The organism is Pseudomonas sp. Tri1, assembly GCF_017968885.1.
Lineage (GTDB): Bacteria > Pseudomonadota > Gammaproteobacteria > Pseudomonadales > Pseudomonadaceae > Aquipseudomonas.
On sequence record NZ_CP072913.1, the window covers coordinates 3,966,440 to 3,984,557 of the forward strand.

The 18,118-nt window shown below is 61.4% G+C and carries 12 protein-coding genes; 2 read left to right on the forward strand and 10 right to left on the reverse strand.

Translation table 11 applies throughout. The features are described from left to right. Nucleotides 1-30: 30 nt before the first annotated feature. Nucleotides 31-4,710: a DUF6543 domain-containing protein gene (locus J9870_RS16850; RefSeq protein WP_210639131.1), complete on the forward strand. Its 4,680-nt coding sequence runs from the start codon at nt 31-33 to the stop codon at nt 4,708-4,710. A gap of 86 nt (nt 4,711-4,796) precedes the next feature. On the opposite strand, the gene J9870_RS16855 is transcribed toward J9870_RS16850, so the two are convergent. The 8 genes from J9870_RS16855 to J9870_RS16890 form a co-directional block, all read right to left on the reverse strand. Further along, nucleotides 4,797-7,172 carry an RND family transporter gene (locus J9870_RS16855; RefSeq protein WP_210639132.1) on the reverse strand — a complete coding sequence of 792 codons (2,376 nt, stop codon included), beginning with the start codon at nt 7,170-7,172 and terminating at the stop codon, nt 4,797-4,799. A gap of 43 nt (nt 7,173-7,215) precedes the next feature. Continuing rightward, entirely contained in the window at nt 7,216-8,268 is a 1,053-nt protein-coding gene (locus tag J9870_RS16860; RefSeq protein WP_210639133.1) for a YCF48-related protein, read from the reverse strand. Between the two features lie 369 nt (nt 8,269-8,637). After that, entirely contained in the window at nt 8,638-11,295 is a 2,658-nt protein-coding gene (gene pepN / locus J9870_RS16865; protein WP_210639134.1) for an aminopeptidase N, read from the reverse strand. Nucleotides 11,296-11,308: 13 nt separating this feature from the next. Continuing rightward, nucleotides 11,309-12,139, reverse strand: coding sequence for a DUF2797 domain-containing protein (locus J9870_RS16870; RefSeq protein ID WP_210639135.1), 831 nt, complete (start codon nt 12,137-12,139; stop codon nt 11,309-11,311). Then, nucleotides 12,136-12,396: a DUF1315 family protein gene (locus J9870_RS16875; protein ID WP_186656362.1), complete on the reverse strand. Its 261-nt coding sequence runs from the start codon at nt 12,394-12,396 to the stop codon at nt 12,136-12,138. The genes J9870_RS16870 and J9870_RS16875 overlap by 4 nt, the downstream gene beginning before the upstream one ends. A gap of 45 nt (nt 12,397-12,441) precedes the next feature. Beyond that, nucleotides 12,442-13,314, reverse strand: coding sequence for a rhomboid family intramembrane serine protease (locus J9870_RS16880; protein WP_210639136.1), 873 nt, complete (start codon nt 13,312-13,314; stop codon nt 12,442-12,444). Next, nucleotides 13,311-14,282 (reverse strand): metallophosphoesterase, encoded by a 972-nt coding sequence (locus J9870_RS16885; protein WP_210639137.1) that lies wholly within the window; start codon nt 14,280-14,282, stop codon nt 13,311-13,313. Before J9870_RS16885 ends, J9870_RS16880 begins: the two co-directional genes overlap by 4 nt. Further along, the gene (locus J9870_RS16890; RefSeq protein WP_003202709.1) at nt 14,282-15,172 is read right to left on the reverse strand and encodes an NAD(+) kinase; all 891 of its coding nucleotides are present in this window, start codon (nt 15,170-15,172) and stop codon (nt 14,282-14,284) included. Before J9870_RS16890 ends, J9870_RS16885 begins: the two co-directional genes overlap by 1 nt. 105 nt (nt 15,173-15,277) lie before the next feature. Here J9870_RS16890 and J9870_RS16895 point away from each other — a divergent pair, with 105 nt between their 5' ends. Beyond that, nucleotides 15,278-16,243, forward strand: coding sequence for a DUF1853 family protein (locus J9870_RS16895; RefSeq protein WP_210639138.1), 966 nt, complete (start codon nt 15,278-15,280; stop codon nt 16,241-16,243). A 130-nt stretch (nt 16,244-16,373) separates the two neighbouring features. On the opposite strand, the gene J9870_RS16900 is transcribed toward J9870_RS16895, so the two are convergent. Together J9870_RS16900 and J9870_RS16905 are read right to left on the reverse strand one after the other, a co-directional pair. Further along, on the reverse strand, nt 16,374-17,657 hold the full coding sequence (locus tag J9870_RS16900; RefSeq protein ID WP_210639139.1) for an arsenic transporter: 1,284 nt from the start codon (nt 17,655-17,657) through the stop codon (nt 16,374-16,376). 37 nt (nt 17,658-17,694) lie between these two features. Next, complete coding sequence (locus tag J9870_RS16905) at nt 17,695-18,045, reverse strand: metalloregulator ArsR/SmtB family transcription factor (RefSeq protein ID WP_210639140.1); 351 nt, start codon at nt 18,043-18,045, stop codon at nt 17,695-17,697. Nucleotides 18,046-18,118: the final 73 nt, after the last annotated feature.

An 18,118-nucleotide genomic window follows, 5' to 3' on the forward strand; every position in this document is an offset into this window, starting at 1 on the left:
GCGGCCATGAACTTATGAAAGGGATTTCATATGACCGCACCCGCTCCGGCCAATACGCTCCCCGCGCTGGCACACAGCGTCAGCCTGCAATTCGCCAGCCGCCCGACCTTCGAAGAAGTCGCGCAACGCATGCTCGAGCAAGCCATCAAGGAAAAATACCCAACGCTGACCTTCGACCTGTCCAAGACCAAATTGGCAACGCCAGATCCCGCCTCTCGTAGCTTCACGCTGCAACCGTTCATGCCCCGCGTTCTCGATTACCTGGCCGTGGGCACCCCTCTGGATTTCACGGAACGCGGTGGGCGTCGCTGCTTTCTGTCCGACACACCGCCCCGCGAGCTCTCACCCGAAGACGGGAAGCTGGACATCAAGGTCATCGAAAAACTGCTGCTTGAACTGCCCTGGACCGTACCGATCGGGCTGGAGGATGCGCTGACCCGCTATTGGAACGCCGGAATCGACAGCATCAGCCGCTGGCGCTGGCTCAGCGATGCACTCAAGAACACGCTGTCTATCCGCAGGCTGCAACAACCCGACCTCACTGACCCGGTGCGCGAAGCCCTGGACCAGATCGTCCGTTGGCCGGACCGCGAGCAGCGCTTTCGTCGCAGCAACCTGTCCCCCGTCTACGCCTACAGCCTGGAAACCAAAGTCACCCGAGACGGCTCCAGCAGCGTGCTGATCGGCAGCGATATGCTCCTGACCTATAGTAAAAATGGCGCGACCGTCTTCCTGCTTTGCAGTCCGGGCGGTACCGTGCAGCCCTTTGAGTCCCTGGAGGCTTTCAATAGCCATTGGGGGGCGCGGATTGCCAGCCGATACGTCGTCGATACCCTGACTTGCCAACGCAACGAGATCAGCGGCAATGCTTTCGACACCCAGGCCGCCATGCTGCTGGAGCAGCAACTGGCCGACCTGAACGCAGTGCAGTTGCCCGCGCGAATTGGCCTGCCAGACCTGTCGACGCTCTACCAGGAGCTGAGCGACCCCGCCCGTTATCTGCTTGACGCACCGCGCCTGACGCCCGAAACGGCGGCACGGATCGAGCCGCTGTTGCCCGACTGGCTGAAACAGGCCTCCATCGTCGATCAAACGAAGTTCCAGCACTACAGCCTGACACTGGCCAGCGCGAAAAAACGCCACCAGGGTCGCACCTTTCTCAGCGACACCGAGGACATCAAGGCCTTTGCCGCCGACGCCCTGCTCAAGCAGATGCAGCAAACCAACGACAGCGCCCCGGACAAGGTTCAAGCCAGCCAATACCAGCCCGACGATGTGGAACTGACCTTCAGCGTGGCAGCCGGTTTTCCCGCAACCGTCGGGATCATCGAGAAACGGAAGATGAGCCTGACCGAACTGGCCATCCACAACCTCGTCGCCCGACCGAGTGCAAACCTGGTCCTCAGTCATCGCCTGGGCCTGACGCTGCCCCGCTGGCTGACGCCGGATTTCATCACTCGCAAGAACGGACTGATCGAACAGGTCGACATTGGCACGACCTATCCTCGCTACTTGCAACAACGCCTGTTGGACGATGTGCCTCAAGCCCAGGAACGCCAGCGAATATTTGCCGAACAGATTCCGGCACAGCTGTCGCTTGAAGCCCTCCAGCAAATGCTCAACAATGAAAACGGCGTAACCCGCCAAGGCCTGGGCCTGGTTGAAGCGCTCCTCAACCCCGACGCGAATAGCCAGCAGCTCAGCGGCCAGTCGGTGGTCATTCGCCACTTGGCCTTGCTGCGCAAACCCGAGGCCCATCCCGACATCGCGAGCAACATGTTCATTATCGAGCCGGAGGATGCCCAAACCGGACCGCACTTGCTGTATCGCCCGCTTTATGCGCCTTCGTTGCAAGAGTTCCCGACGCGCCAAGCGCTGTTACAGGCCATCGCCGCACCGGGGGATTTGCAGAAAAGCATCCTGACCTGGCTGTCCGACGCCGCGCGCCCGATCTACGCCAATGGCGGCTTCCAGGAGCCGCACATCGTGCGTTTTTTCCAAGGCGACGAATTCGATGTCCCGGAGAAACCCGCTCCGGCGACACTCGCCATCGACAGCGTCAACGACGAACTGCGGCAATTCCTGCGCAACGGCGAGTTGATGCAGTACCTCTACGGCAGCAATGCGCAAGCCCTGGTCAGTCAGGCAGATCATGACTCGGTCTCCAACAGCGAAAGCCGCTGGGCCGTGCTGCTGGAAGGCGGCAGCCTGCTGTTCAATACGCTGCTGATGCCCTTGCTGCGCGGCCCGGTCATGGCCGCCGCCTGGCTATGGAGCCTGATGGCCAGCGCCAGCCGGGATATTCCGGCCCTGAGCAGCGAAGACCCGGTGACCCGTGAACTGGCCGCCGTCGATCTGCTGCTCAACCTTGGCATGCTGGCGCATCAATTTCCCGCAATCAGCGCGCCGCCTCATGCGCCGCTGCCCGAAGCCCTCAAGGAACAAGCGATGCGCGCCCCTGCGCCGCGCGTCATTCCCGAACAGTGGCCTGCGCCGGCACCGCCCAGGATTCTCGAAGGACCGGTGGGCTTGCCCGGCGAACACTTGCAGGGCGCCAGCAGGCATCTGGACCTCAGTTTCGCCAGCGCCGGGCAGCGCCTGACGCCGGAGCAACGTAACCGGCTGCAGCGGCTACAGGTGCCACGCCCTACTTCAATGCCTGAACCGATCAAATATGGTCCCTACACAGGCTTGTACGTGATCCAGAACAAATGGCACGCATTGGTGGAAGACAAACTGTATCGGATCAGCCCGGAGCCGGGCGGCAACACGGTGATCATCGACCCGCAGGCTCCGCGGGATCCGGCAAGAAATGGCCCGGTGTTGAAAACGGATACCCAAGGCAACTGGTCCCTGGATCTACGCCTGCGCCTGCGCGGGGGCATGCCCCCAAAGCGGGTGGCCGAACTGCGCAAGCTCAGGGCCCAGCGGGGGGCGGAACTGACCCGGGAGCTGGCGAATTATCATGCACAGGAAGCCGATAAGCTAAGGGCCGTACAAATTGCCCAGGAAGTCATGAGCAGAACTCAGGAAGGCGACTTTACCGAGGAACAACGTGCGGCAAAACGTGCGCAGTTTTATGAATTGCTCCAGGACCAGACTGACGACTATCTGCGGCTGCTGAACAAAGCAACGGAATATGCCAGCCTTGACATGACATTGCCCCCGGAAATGCTTCGCGCCCTGATGGAAAACGTGGTCAACAACGCCCGTAAGGCCTTCCTGGTCGACGAGTTGGATTTAGTGGCCCTGGATACAGTGAACATCCAATTCATGAAAGATGGACCGGCATTGAAGGAGGCTGTCGCCAACGATGTCTCAGGCTACTTCAAATTCCTCGATACATTGAGTGGCATCCACGATCGCATGATCCATTGGCTGGAGCTCAAGGAACGCCACCTGGACACTCTATTGAACCTGGACGCAGAGGGCGCGCAGGTGTACGAACGCCTGACCAGGGATCGGCAGGAAAGAACGGCACTGGCGACCAAAGCCGTGCAGTTACCCGTACTCGCAGCGCTGATGATCAAGGACCCCGAGTCTGACCTTCCCGCCAGCTTGCATAAGCTCATCACGCCATTGATGGAACAGGCTCGCTCGCACTCCGACCTGGGTACCTACGATCTGAGCCCCTCGGACCAACTTGCGGTACTGGAAAGCCTGACCGAACATTACGGCGCGGCATTAGACGCCATGCAGGGCTTGCAAGCCTTGCATGCCAGCGACATCGAAACGTCCTATTTTCGCCGGCTGTTCAGGCTGGTGGAAAACCTCTACGACGACGCCTCAAAAAAACTCGCCGCAGAAATCAAACCTGAGCCGCGCCCCCGTGAGCGCCCCCCCAAACGCACCCGGGCACCGAGCGGACGCCCGCAAAAAAAGGTGATCAAGACTCGCAAGCGCGGCGTCTTGATCGGTGATCTGAAGCCGGCCGGCACCACCTTGCCGATTGAAGTCGTCGAACTGCGCTCCGAAGTCGATAACGAGTTGTTAGCCACCTATTCGCAACATGATGACGTCTGGGACGTGGTGGAAGTACAGCGACCGGCGCCTGCGCCCCGCACCCGATCAGTCAAAGCGATCAAGGCTGACGCACGCAAGCTGCTCGGGCAATTGGACAACAGTTTGCTGAGTGCCGAGCGTTACAAAAACCAATGCCGCTTTCCTGCGGAAATAGAGGAGATCATGAACAATGAGGCGAGTCGCTACCGCAACCTCGTGGAAGAACTCGAAAGAACCTTAACCGCCTCGAAAACACCGCGAACGGCAGCAGAGCAAAAACTGACCGATCAACTCTCGGACGCGGTCTCCCGCCTGACCACCCTGGGCAGCGAACTGCGCACCGAGTTGAGCTTGAAATTACCCCCCACCGACAGCAACCTTCGGCACCTGTTCGAAAAGGACCTGATCCAAGTCGCACGGCTCGGAGAACGCACGGCCTTGAAGGGAGAGCGCAAGGATTTCCTCCAGGAATACGCCATCAACGACCGTGACGGTTGGCCGCTCTGGTACGCGCACTTTCATTACGAGACGGCCGACACGCCGAAAGCGGACTATAGCGTTGCGCATTTGAAAACCAAGGAGCAACGCCGGGAGCATTACCACTCGATGCTGGCCAAGGCGAAGAGCCCTTATGCAGTGGTGAATGTACATCGAGGGCAGATCGGCAGGCCGTTGGCACAGAGCAAGTTCTTGCCGTTGGCGCCTTGATCACTGCGCAAGGAAGCGCAAGGTAGCCCCTGTGGCGAGGGGATTTATCCCCTCGCCACAGTTGAGTGTGCACTTTAGGCAAAGGGTCAGTGCGCAAACAACGAATTACCCTTCTGCCCCGCCAGCTTCTCCGGCTTGATCAGGAACCGCGCCAACGCCGGCAGCAGCCACAACGCACCGAACATGTTCCATAGCAACATGAAGGTCAGCATCAGCCCCATGTCGGCCTGGAACTTGATGGCCGAGAAGATCCAGGTGCACACGCCGATGGCCAGGCACAGGCCAGTGAACAGCACGGCTTTGCCGGTGGATTTGAGCGTCTGGTAGTACGCCTCCTGCAACGGCAATCCGGCACGCAGGAAGCTTTCCAGGCGGCTGTAGATGTAGATGCCATAATCCACGCCAATCCCCACGCCAAGCGCCACCACCGGCAGGGTCGCGACCTTCACGCCAATGCCCATGAACGCCATGAGGGCGTTGCCCAGCACCGAGGTCAGCACCAGCGGTAGCACGATGCACAGCGTCGCCGCCCAGGAACGGAAGGTGATCATGCACATGGTCGCCACGCAGATGTACACCAGGATCAGGATGGTCAGTTCCGACTCCTTGATCACTTCGTTGGTGGCCGCTTCGATGCCAGCGTTACCGGCAGCCAGGATGAACTCCAGGCCGTCGCGGTTGTTTTCCTTGGCAAAGTCCTGCACCGCCTTCACCGCCCGGTCCAGGGTCTCGGCCTTGTGGTCATTGAGGAACACCAGCACCGGCGCCAGGGAGCAGCTGTTGTTGTACAGGCCATCGGCCCGGGCAATGGAGTTGTTCAGCACGTCAGGGTTGCGCGATAGGGTTTCCCATTTCAGGTTGCCCTCGTTCATGCCCTTGATCATTTGCTTGGACACCGTCACCAGGGAAATCGCCGACTGCACGCCCTCGGTGTTCTGCATCTTCCACATCAGCTCGTCGATGGGCGCCATGGCTTCATAGCGCGAGCAGCCCTCGGCCTTGGTCTTGACCATCACCACCAGAACATCGGAGCTGGTGGAGTAATTGCTGATGATGAAGTTGTTGTCCTGGTTATAGCGCGAGTCGGGGCGCAATTCCGGCGCGCCCTGGTCGAGGTCGCCGATCTTCAGGTTCTGGCTGTACCAGAGGCCACCGCCGAAGGCAATCACCGCCAAGGCAATGGAGACCGGCGCGACCTTGGCGCTGGCGAAATTCGACAACGTGCGCCAGAACGGATGCTCGCGAGTCGCGTCTTTCTTGCTGCGCTCGACCGCACGCTTGCTGATACCGGCGTAGGAGATCGCCACCGGCAGCAGGATCAGGTTGGTGAACACGATCACCGCCACGCCGATGGAGGCGCCGATGGCCAGTTCGCGGATCACACCGATGTCGATGATCAGCAAGGTGATGAAGCCCACGGCGTCCGCCAGGATCGCGATCATCCCCGGCAGGAACAGCTGCCGGAAGGTGCGCCGCGCCGCGGTCAGGGCGTTGTCCGCCTCGCTGGACTGCAAGGCGATGCCGTTGATTTTCTGCACGCCGTGGGAAATGCCGATGGCGAAGATCAGGAACGGTACCAGCATCGAGTACGGATCGAGGCCGAAACCGGCCGCATGCATCAGCCCCAGTTGCCAGACCACTGCCACCAGGGTGGTGGTCAACACCGCAACGGTGCTGCGCATGCAGTTGGTGAACCAGTACAACAGGATCAGGGTAATGACGAAGGCCACGCCGAAGAACAGCACCACCATGATCAGGCCGTCGATCAGGTCGCCGACCTTCTTGGCAAAACCGACAATGTGGATCTGCACATTGGGGTTCTGCGCTTCGAACTTGTTGCGGATCTTGTCTTCAAGCTCGTGGGAAAATTTCTGGTAATCCAGGGCAAGCAACTTGCCCTGGTCCTGCGGGTCCGGGTAGGACTCCAACAGCGGGATGTCGACGATGCTCGATTTGAAATCGTTGGCCACCAGGCGTCCGACCTGGCCGGACTTGAGCACGTTGTTGCGCAACAGGTCGAGGCTGTCGGCCGAGCCGTTATAGCTCTGGGGGATCACCTCGCCGCCAGCAAAGCCCTCCTCCGTCACTTCGGTCCAGCGCACGCTCGGGCTCCACAGCGACTTGAGCCCGGAGCGGTCGACGCCGGAGATGTAGAAGACCTCGTCGTGGATCTGGCGCAGGGTCTCCATGTATTCCTTGGAGAAGATGTCACCGTTGGTGGCTTCCACGGAAATCCGCACCGTGTTGCCCAGGTTCGCCAGGTCATTGCGGTGCTCGAGCATCTTCTGGATGAATGGGTGCTCGAGGGGGATCATTTTTTCGAAACTGGTGGACGGCCGGATCAGCGTGGCCTGCCAGAACAGGAAAATGCTGACCAGCAGGCAAATGATGATCACTGCCGGGCGGTTGTTGAAAATCAGGCGTTCGAGGAACGTCGCCTTGTCTTGATGATGACTGCTCATGGGGTCCGCCTTGTTGTTTTTATGCCCGTCTTGCAGGCGTGACTCATTTGCTCAGTTCGGCGCCGGTGGACGTGGTGGCGCGCACGCCCCCTTGCCCCGCCAGGATCAGGTTGCCGTTGCCCGCTGCGGTGACGGCTGCCACGGAAATCCGATCCGGGCGGTTGAATACGCTGAACGTCACGCCGTCATCGGTACTGCGCACCACGCTGCCACCGTTGCCGACAATCACGATGGAACCGTCCGGCAATAACGTGGCCCCTGAAAGACCGAACTCCAGGGCGCCCCGAGCGGCCTTGAGCTCGACCTGTTCCCAGGTGCTGCCGAAGTCAGTGGAGCGATAAAGGTTGCCGCGCAGGCCGTAGGCCAACAGCGTCGAGGGTTCGGCGGTGCCAATGACACCGAACAGCGAACCTTCGTACGGGCCTTCGACCTTTTCCCAGGTCTGGCCCCAGTCGGCGGAGCGGAACATGCTGCCGGCCTCGCCAACGATGAACAGCCCGCTGTCTTTCACGGCGGCGATCGCGTTGAGGTGGAACTGGTCTTCGTTGTCGAGGCGGTCGCTGGCGTCTTCCCAGTGCTTGCCGCCATCGGTGGTTTCGAGCAGCGCGCCGTAGGCACCCACGGCAAAACCGTTGCTGGCGTCCTTGAACCAGACATCCAGCAGCGGCGATTCACGGGCGAGGTCTTCGAATTGCTTGGTCCAGGTGCTGCCACCGTCGTCACTGGCGAGGATCTGTGCGTCATGCCCCACGGCCCAGCCGTGTTTGTCATCGACGAAAAATACTGCGGTGAGCAGTTGGCGAGTCGGCACCTTGGCCTGGGACCAGGACTTGCCCTGGTCGTCGGAATAGACAATGTGCCCGCGATCACCGACCGCCACCAGGCGCTGGCCGGCGTGGACCACATCGAGCATCAGGGTCTTGCTGGCCTTGGCCGATTCGACGGCGTAGATGACATCGGACGTCGAGGCCGCAACGGCCATCACCGGCGCCGACAACACAGCAGAGCCCAGCAGCGAGAGCACCGCAGCCAGCAACGCGACTCGGCGCAGCACCGGCGGGCGACAACAGCCCACAGCCATGACAGGCTCATTCATAGACCTTTCCCCCATTATTATTGTGCGGTCATTCAACCTTTCAGGGCGCCGTAAGCGGGCTCATCAGGGTTGCCGTTTCTGGAGCATAGTCCTGAAACCTGCAATCTAGAGCCACTTCGGAAGCTGACCTATCCTATCGGGCTTTCGAAAGGTCTGACAATCGACGCCACGTTATCTTTTGTTAACCGGGAGGGTTGGCGCAGGGGGTGAATGGCAGGGTATTCGGTGGCGTGATGGCTGAGTAACTATAGCGGTGAAGCATACTGATCGTTCCCACGCTCTGCGTGGGAACGATCAGCAATCCCTGTGGGAGCGAGCTTGCTCGCGATGAAGACACCGCGGTCCGCCAGGCAGACCGCGGCATCAAGATCACGCCAGACTCTTGCTCACCACCTCGAACACATCGGCGGAGAGCGCGCCGGACGCCAGGATGCGTTCCAGTTCGGCTTTCATCAGCGCCTGGCGGGCGCTGTCGTATTTGCGCCAGCGAGTCAGCGGGGCCAGTTGTCGCGAGGCGATCTGCGGGTTGAAGCCGTTGAGCTGGATCACCAGGTCCGCCAGGAAGCGATAACCCGAACCGTCGGCGGCGTGGAAGTTGATCAGGTTCTGCCCGGCGAACGCACCGACCAGCGCGCGCACCTTGTTCGGGTTCTTGATATTGAACGCCGGATGCTCCATCAGCGCCTTGACCCGCGCCAGGCCACCGGGCAACGGGCTGCCGGCCTGGACGCTGAACCATTGGTCCATGACCAGTGGGTTGCCCTTGAAGTTTTCCGCAAACACTTCCAGGGCCTTGGCCTTCTCGGCCTCGAACGGCGAATTGACCAGCACCGCCAGCGCCGTGAGGCGCTCAGTCATGTTGTCAGCCGTGTCGAACTGCTCCAGGGTCGCGCTCAGCACTTCAGGCTTGTCGGTGAGCATCAGGTACGACAGCGCGATGTTCTGCAATGCACGACGGGCGAAATGCTCGGCCTCGGCCACATACGGCGTGCGTTTGGACAGGTCGCGGTTGGCTTCATAGCGCAGCCACAGGGCTTCGAACAGGTTCTCGGCCAACTGCTGGCGGGCGAATTCACGAGCGGCATGGATCGCCTCGACGTCAGCCACTTCGCTGATTTCGGTCAGATACGCCTCGCCTGGCAGCGAGAGCATTTCGGCGACCATGGCCTGGTCCAGGGATTCGTCCGACAGCACCGTGCGCAAGGCGCTGACCAGGCGAGGATCCAGCGTCAGGCTCGCCCCCTTCTGATGCTGGGCGATCAGATCCTGCAACACCTGCACCGACAATTGCTGTCCGGCATCCCAGCGATTGAAACCGTCGCTGTCGTGCTGCATCAGGAACATCAACTGGTCGCGGTTGTACGGGAAGCTCAGTTTCACCGGTGCCGAGAAGCCACGCAGCAGCGATGGCAAGGGTTGTTCGGCGATGTCGACAAAGGTGAAGGTCTGCTCGGCTTCGGTCACCGAGATCACTCGGGATGTGCCGCTTGCGGCTGTTTCCCCGGCCAGGCGCAGCGGGATTTCAGCGCCCTTGCTGTCGAGCAGGCCCAGTTCCACTGGAATCACGAACGGCAGCTTTTCCTGCTTGTCCGGGGTCGGCGGGCAACTCTGGCGGAAAGTCAGGCTGTAGGTCTTGGCCGCAGCGTCGTAGGACTCGCTCACCGACAACCGTGGGGTACCGGCCTGGCTGTACCAGCGCTTGAACTGAGTCAAGTCGACGCCATTGGCATCCTCCATGGCCTTGATGAAGTCATCACAGGTCACGGCCTGGCCGTCATGGCGTTCGAAGTACAAATCGCTACCCTTGCGGAACCCCTCAGCCCCCAGCAGGGTGTGGATCATGCCGACCACTTCCGAGCCCTTTTCGTACACGGTCAGGGTGTAGAAGTTGGAGATCTCGATAAAACTGTCCGGCCGCACCGGGTGGGCCATGGGACCAGCGTCCTCGGCGAACTGGTGGGTGCGCAGGTAAGCCACGTCCTGGATGCGTTTGACGGTGGCGGAGTTCATGTCGGCCGAGAACCCGGCATCGCGGAACACCGTAAAACCTTCCTTGAGCGACAGCTGGAACCAGTCGCGGCAGGTCACGCGGTTGCCTGACCAGTTGTGGAAGTATTCGTGGGCCACGATCGCCTCGACCCGCTGGTGCGCGGCATCGGTGGCGGTCTCGGCGCGGGCCAGCACGGCGCTGGAGTTGAAGATGTTGAGGCCCTTGTTCTCCATCGCGCCCATATTGAAATCGTTGACCGCAACGATCATGAAGATGTCCAGGTCGTATTCACGCCCATACACTTCTTCGTCCCAGCGCATCGACTTCTTCAGGCTCGTCATGGCGTGCTGGCATTTGTCGATGTTTTCTGGCTCGACATAGATGCGCAGCGCCACGCTGCGCTCGCTCAGGGTGGTGAAGGTGTCTTCGACGCACCACAGGTCACCGGCCACCAGGGCAAACAGGTAGGCCGGCTTCTTGAACGGGTCTTCCCAGGTCGCCCAGTGGCGGCCGTCTTCGCCGGGGCCGCTGGCAATCGGGTTGCCGTTGGACAGCAGCACCGGATAGCTGTGCTGCTCGGCCACCACGGTGGTGGTGAACTTGCTCATCACGTCCGGGCGGTCGAGGTAATAGGTGATCTTGCGGAAACCTTCGGCCTCGCACTGGGTGCAGAACATGCTGCCGGACTTGTACAGGCCTTCCAGGGCGGTGTTGGTTTCCGGATGGATCCTGACGGTGGTGTCGACCGTAAAGGCCTGGGCCTTGGGTTGCAGGGTCAGGTGGCTGTCGTCCAGCTGGTAATCGCCCTGCCCCAGGTCCGCGTCGTCGAGCTTGAGCGAGACCAGCTCCAGGTGCTGGCCATCGAGCACCAGGGGTGGCAGCCCGGCCCCGCGCTCGGGGTTGCGGCGCATCACCAGTTGCGCATGGACCAGGCTGTGGTCCTCGAACAACTCGAAGGTCAGGTGCGTCTCGTCGATCAGGTATTCGGGGGCCTGATAGTCCTTCAGGTAGATCATCTTCGGTTGTTCGGTGCGCATGGGTCGAGTCCTTCTACTGATGCACGGCGAGCTGGTAGGCCGTGTATTTACGAATGTTGATCACGCCGGTGTCGAAAATCAGGTACTGGCCCTTGATCCCCAGCAGCGTGCCTTCAGCAATCGGGTTCTTGTCCAGGTTGAAACTGACGATCTTGGCCGGGTATTGCTCCACCGGATAACGGATCTCGATAGGCTCGACGTCCGCTATGGTCTGGATCGCCTGCAAGCCAAATCGTTCCTGCAAGCCTTGCAATCCCTGGGCGCAGCTTTCAAACAGCGCATCGCGGACCTGAGGCAGATCCACCGCCACGGCGTCGCCCTTGAGCAGCGCTCGCCAGTTGGTCTTGTCCGCCACCTGGCTGCGGAACAGGTCTTCGACAAACCCCGATTGCTGACGCGTGGCGACCCGCAGGATCGGCAGCGCCTGGCTGGCGCCCTGGTCCAGCCAGCGGGTCGGCAATTGTGTGGCACGGGTAATGCCGACCTTCACGCCCGAGGAGTTGGCGAGGTAGACCACATGATCGGTCATGCAGAACTGCTCGCCCCAGGCCGGATCGCGGCAGGTGCCCGCCTCGAAATGGCAGCGCTCGGGGCTCATGATGCACACGTCGCACTGGGCCAGCTTGGTCATGCAAGGGTAGCAATAGCCCTGGCTGAAGCTGGTCTTGGTCCTGCGCCCGCAATGGCTGCAGTGGATCGCACCGAGAAACTCCAGGCGTACCGTGCTGCCAATCAACGGGTTGACCGGCACCTCGGTATCGCCCAGGCGAAAGGCGTACTGAACGGTCGCCCCGTCAAGGCGCGCCGACATCTTGCTGATTGCACCGCGGCCAATCTCGATCAATGGATGGCGTCCGACTTGAACAGGATATTCGGCACTTCAGTCGCCTTCGACTGGCACTCCTGCGGGCCCATGTAGCCGGTGCGTTCTTCTTCAGGCAGGTTCTGGATCTCCCAGGCGATCATCGCCTGCAGCGACAGCTCGCGCTGCTCGGCGGTGAGCTTGTTGCCATCGGCCCATTTACCGATTTCCACCGCCAGTTTCAGGCTTTGGTAGATGTCAGGGGTGATGTTTTTGATCATTTCGTTGAACGAGGACATGGATTCTCCGCGCAATCGCGCATATTCAAGAGGCACAGACGCCAGTCAGAGGGCCATTTTACGGCGAGCGAACAGCCCGCCCAACAAACCTGTGAAGCAACCGATGAGCAGCCCACCAACATGGGCACCATTGGCGATTTCGCCGAAACCGATCAGCGAGACCAACCCGGACAGGCACAACACCAGCCACACCAGCATCATCACCAGCACCCCACGGGGCAGGTGATAAGCCGGGTTCGGTGCCAGCCATTGATAGATCCAGCAATGCCCCAGCAGGCCGTACAGCACACCGGACAAGCCGCCAAACAGGGTCGGCCCGCTGAAAAAGTACTGGACGAAATTGGACACAAGACTGAACAGCAGCGTCAGCCCCAGCAGGTTGATACCGCCCTGCCGGGCTTCGATCCGCCGTCCCAACTCCCAATACCACATGCCGTTCATGGCAATGTGCAGGAAACCGAAGTGGACCAGCATCGGTGTCACCAGGCGCCACCACTGCCCCGCCGCCAGGCTGTCGGCCAGCGGCGTGAACTGGATATAGTCGCCGACGACGCGAAACTCCAGGAAAGTCAGCCAACGCAGCGCCTCCAGATTATCCCCCAGCAGGGTCACGGCACTGACGATCAGGCTCAACAGCAGCACCAGCGCGGTGATCGGGCTGCGGATCAGTTGCTGGATGAAACCGGGCCGTCGCGACGTGCCGCCAGTGGTGGGCAATTCCAGCTGTTGTTCGGGATCACCGGCAGGGAAGCGTGCGTACAACGAACGCACGTCTTCGCTGATTTCATCCGGCACCCAGAGCACCTGCTCGCCCGCCTCTTCACTGACCCGATGAGGCACCTGCATACGCTGCAGCAGCTTGACGAAGCCACTCAAGTCCACCGCCAGGGGCAGGCGCAATACCGCGACGACACTCACTGCAACACCTCCGGCCGCTCGACATCGACCCAGACAAATTTGTGCGGATCCAGGCGGGTTTCCTGGTCCAGGCGATACGCCACCAACTTGCCGTAGAGCACCGCGCTGTAGTCCAGGCACGCGAGGTTCGGGCGGATCGGCGCGGGTTTGCCGCTGCGCCAATAGTGGCCGACGAACAACAGCGGTTCATGCTCGCCATAGCGCAGCAGGTTGTTTTTTTCATCCGGAGACAACGGCGTGCGGGCCACCGGTTCAGGCAAGGCGTCGGGCTGAAACACGATATCGCCGTAGGTCTGTGGGTTGTCTTCCCAGAACTTGGTCCGGAAGAACGAACGGGTCAGGCCGTCGCCGCCGGTGAGGGTCAAGCCATGGGGCAGGCGCATGTCCGTGCCGCGCAGCAAACGATCGAACACCGTGCAGGCAAAGCTACCCGCCTGCGCTGAAGCCTGGAGGAAATGCTCGTCGACGCAGCCATCGGGAAACAGGCCTCGCAGAGGTTCGATCAGGCCGGCGTCCCAACAGGCATGCACCACCCGGAAACGGCCAGCATCGACAAATAACGGCAACTCGTAGAACCACTTGAGGAAATCCTGCCAGTCACCGGGATGCTGCTCGAACTGGGTCAGGGTTTCGTTGAGCAGGCGGGCATGGCGCGGCGTGTGTTCGCGCACGTAGCGCTGGCCACTGCCCGGCAGCGCCGGCGTGCTCCAGCCCAGGGCATTGAATTCGTGGTTGCCCATGATGCACAGCGCCTGGCCGGCCACGACCATGTCATGGACTATGTGCAGCGCCTCGCGGATGCGCGGGCCCCGGTCGATGATGTCCCCCAGGAATACCGCCATGCGTGACGGATGCCGCCAGACGCCGCCCTGCTTGTGGTAACCGAGTTGGTCCAGCAGGTGTTCCAGGGTCAGGGCGCATCCGTGCACGTCGCCGATCAGGTCGTAACTGCGCGAGGGATCGAGCATCAGTCGCCTCCACCCCCCAGTCGACTGCCCCAGCCGAGCTTGGTCCGGCAGACTTCGTAGTAATTGTGATCCAGCGGATGGATCAGGCGCAGCTTCTGCGCCTTCTTGCTGACGGTGATGGTGTCACCCGGCGCGCAGGTAAAATGGTTCTGACCGTCACAGGACACTTGCGGGTAGATCTGCATATCCTTGGACACGACGATTTTCAGCTCACTGTTGCCATCGACCACAATGGGTCGCCCAGACAAGGTATGGGGGTACATAGGCACAATCACAATAGCGTCGAGCTTGGGGTGCATGATCGGGCCGCCGGCGGAAAGCGCATAGGCCGTGGAGCCGGTGGGGGTGGCGACGATCAGGCCGTCGGCCTTCTGGCTGCAGACGAACTGGCCGTCGATGTACAGCTCGAACTCGATCATGCGCGTGGATTTGCCAGGGTGCAGCACCACGTCGTTGAGGGCATCGCCCTGGCCGATGGCCTCGGCGTGACGGCGTACCTCAGCCTGGAGCAGGAAGCGATTCTCCACCAGGTAATGGCCGTCCAGCACCTCGGCGACCTTGGTTTCCAGCTCGTCAGGACGGATATCGGTCAAAAAACCCAGGCTGCCGCGGTTGATCCCCAGCACCGGGATGTTGTGCCGCGCCAGGGCCCGGGCCGCGCCCAGCAGGCTGCCATCGCCGCCGACCACGATCACCATGTCACAGACTTCGCCGAGCATCTTGCGCGACGAAGTCTGCAGGCCATGACCCGGCAACACTTCGGCGATGGTATCTTCGAGGATCACATGCAGGTGCCGCTCCAGGAGGAAACGTTTGAGACGGCGAACGGTATCCAACACCTGCGAACTGCCCAGGCGACCGATGATGCCGATATTGCGAAATTGCTCCATGAGGCTCCTGCGAAGGTCTGCGGCGGGCGAAAACCACGATTATGGGCGAAAGCGCTCCATAGACAAAATTCTTTAAGCCTTCGCCGCAACGGCTATGCTCGCAACATGATCCTGTTTCCTGAATTGCTGGACTTGCCCCGCCGCCTGCACCATGCCGAAGTGCGCGATCTGGCGTGGGCGATACTTGCCCCGCCGATGCTCATCGACACCCCCTGGCCCCAGCGCCACCCCTTGACCGGCAGTGACTGGGTGCAGGATCCCCATCGATTGGAACACTGGCTGCGGCAGTTGGACCGTGACAGCTACCCGCTGTTGCACTGCTTGTCCCAAGGGCGCACGCGACGCCTGGGCCTGTATTACGAAAGGCTGTGGCAATTCGCCGTACAACACGCCCCGGGCATCGAGCTGATCGCCGCGAACCTGCCGATCCGTCACGAAGGTCATACACTGGGCGAATTGGACCTGCTGTTGCGCGATGGCGACGGAATCCATCATCTGGAATTGGCGATCAAGTTGTACCTCGGCCCCCAGAACGGTAATGGCCAGGACACTGCACAGTGGCTTGGCCCGGGCTGCCATGACCGGCTCGACCGTAAACTGGCCCATTTGCACGAGCATCAGCTACCGATCTCGGCGCGCCCGGAAAGCCGCGAGGCACTGGCGGCCTTGGGCATTGAACCGGCCGGCCTCGAGGCGTTTCGCTCCGAGCTCTGGCTTGGCGGCTACCTGCTTTACCCCTGGCCGGGTCACGCCGACCCGCCGACCGGTGCACACCCCCGGCATTTGCGGGGCAGTTGGCTGCACCAGCGCGATTGGCCAGCATTCGTCGCCCAGCGTCCACCGGGGCGCTGGCAACCCCTGCCCCGCGCCGCCTGGCTGGCCCCGGCCCATTATCCGGCGGAGCAGACCTGGAGCACTGCGCAACTGGACGCCTGGCGAATGGACCTCGACCCGATGGCGCCGGCGCAACTGATGGTGCGCCTGACTGAAAATGCCGAGGGCGAGTGGGAAGAGGCCGAGCGGGTGTTCCTGGTGGCTGATCCTTGGCCGGACGTGCCAGGGAATGGGTGAGCCTGGTGGTGCCTGTCAACGCCTCATCGCGAGCAAGCTCGCTCCCACAGTGCAGTTGTGTTGCTTACAGAATTGATGATCTGCACATACCCTGTGGGAGCGAGCTTGCTCGCGATGAGACCAACTCGGTCTAGATAGACAACCGCAAAGCCAACGCCGCCAACGTCACCAGCAGCACCGGTACTGTCAGCACGATCCCGACCTTGAAGTAGTACCCCCAGCCGATCTGGATATTCTTGCGCGCCAGCACGTGCAGCCACAGCAAGGTCGCGAGGCTGCCGATCGGGGTGATTTTCGGGCCCAGGTCACTGCCGATGACGTTGGCGTAGATCATCGCTTCCTTCACCACCCCGGTGGCCTGGCTGGCGTCGATGGACAAGGCACCGATCAGCACCGTCGGCAGATTGTTCATGATCGACGAGAGCAGCGCCGTCAACAGCCCGGTACCCATGGCCGCGCCCCATACGCCGTATTCAGCGAAGCCATCGAGCCAGTGGGCCAGGTAGCCGGTCAGCCCGGCGTTGCGCAGGCCGTAGACCACCAGGTACATGCCCAGGGAGAAGATCACGATCTGCCACGGTGCTTCTTTCATCACTTTACGGGTAGATATCTTGTGGCCACGGGCGGCAATCGCCAGCAGCAACGCGGCACAGACCGCCGAAATGGCGCTGATGGGAATCCCCAGCGGTTCCAGGGCAAAGCAGCCCAACAGCAGGATCACCAGCACTGCCCAACCGGCATAGAACGTTGCCGTGTCGTGGATCGCGCTCGCAGGGTCGTCCAGTTGATGCGGGTCGTAGTCACGCGGGATGTCGCGGCGAAAGAACCACAGCAGGATCGCCAGGCTGGCGGCCACGCTGACCAGGTTCACCGGCACCATGACCGCCGCGTAGCGGTTGAAACCGATGCCGAAGAAGTCCGCCGAGACAATGTTTACCAGGTTCGACACCACCAGCGGCAGGCTCGCGCTGTCGGCGATGAAACCGGCGCCCATCACGAACGCCAGGGTCGCCGCCGGAGAAAAACGCAGCGCCAGCAGCATCGAAATCACGATGGGCGTCAGGATCAGCGCCGCCCCGTCATTGGCGAACAGCGCCGACACCAGAGCGCCCAGCAGCACCATGAACGCAAACAGCTTGCGCCCACTGCCCCGGCCCCAGCGGGCCACATGCAGGGCCGCCCAGGCGAAGAACCCCGCCTCATCCAGCAACAGGCTGATGATGATCAACGCGACAAAGGTACCGGTGGCGTTCCAGATGATCTGCCACACCAGCGCAATGTCTCCGACCTGCACCACCCCGCTCAGCAAGGCCAGCAACGCACCGAACGTCGCGCTCCAGCCGACGCCAAGCCCCTTGGGCTGCCAGATCACCAGGGTAATGGTCAGCAGGAAAATCAACGACGCGATGAGCATGCGCAACAGCCTTGAAAGAGGGATTGAAAAGAAGAGATCAGCAGCAACGCGCCACCGGACGGTCAGTCATCGCGCTCAAACGTTGCACATCCGCCGTCAGCCAAGCCGTGTTGGCCGCCAATGCCTGCTCCAGCAGGGTGCTGACCCAGGACGGCAACTGCGGATGCAGACGGTAGTAAACCCACTGCCCTTGGCGCCGGTCGCTGAGCAGGCCAGCGTTACGCAGCTGGGCCAGATGCCGGGAGATTTTCGGCTGGCTCAGGCCCAGCGCAGCGGTGAGCTCACAGACACACAACTCGCCTTCACGAACCACCAGCAACGCAATGCGGGTTCGGGTGTCGTCGGCCAGCGCCTTGAAGACTTCGACAGGATTGTGGGGGTCGGACATGGCAAGGAAATGTCTGGATGAGCGAAGGGCGAATATATGGAAATTCGAATATTCAGTAAAGCGGGGATTTGGA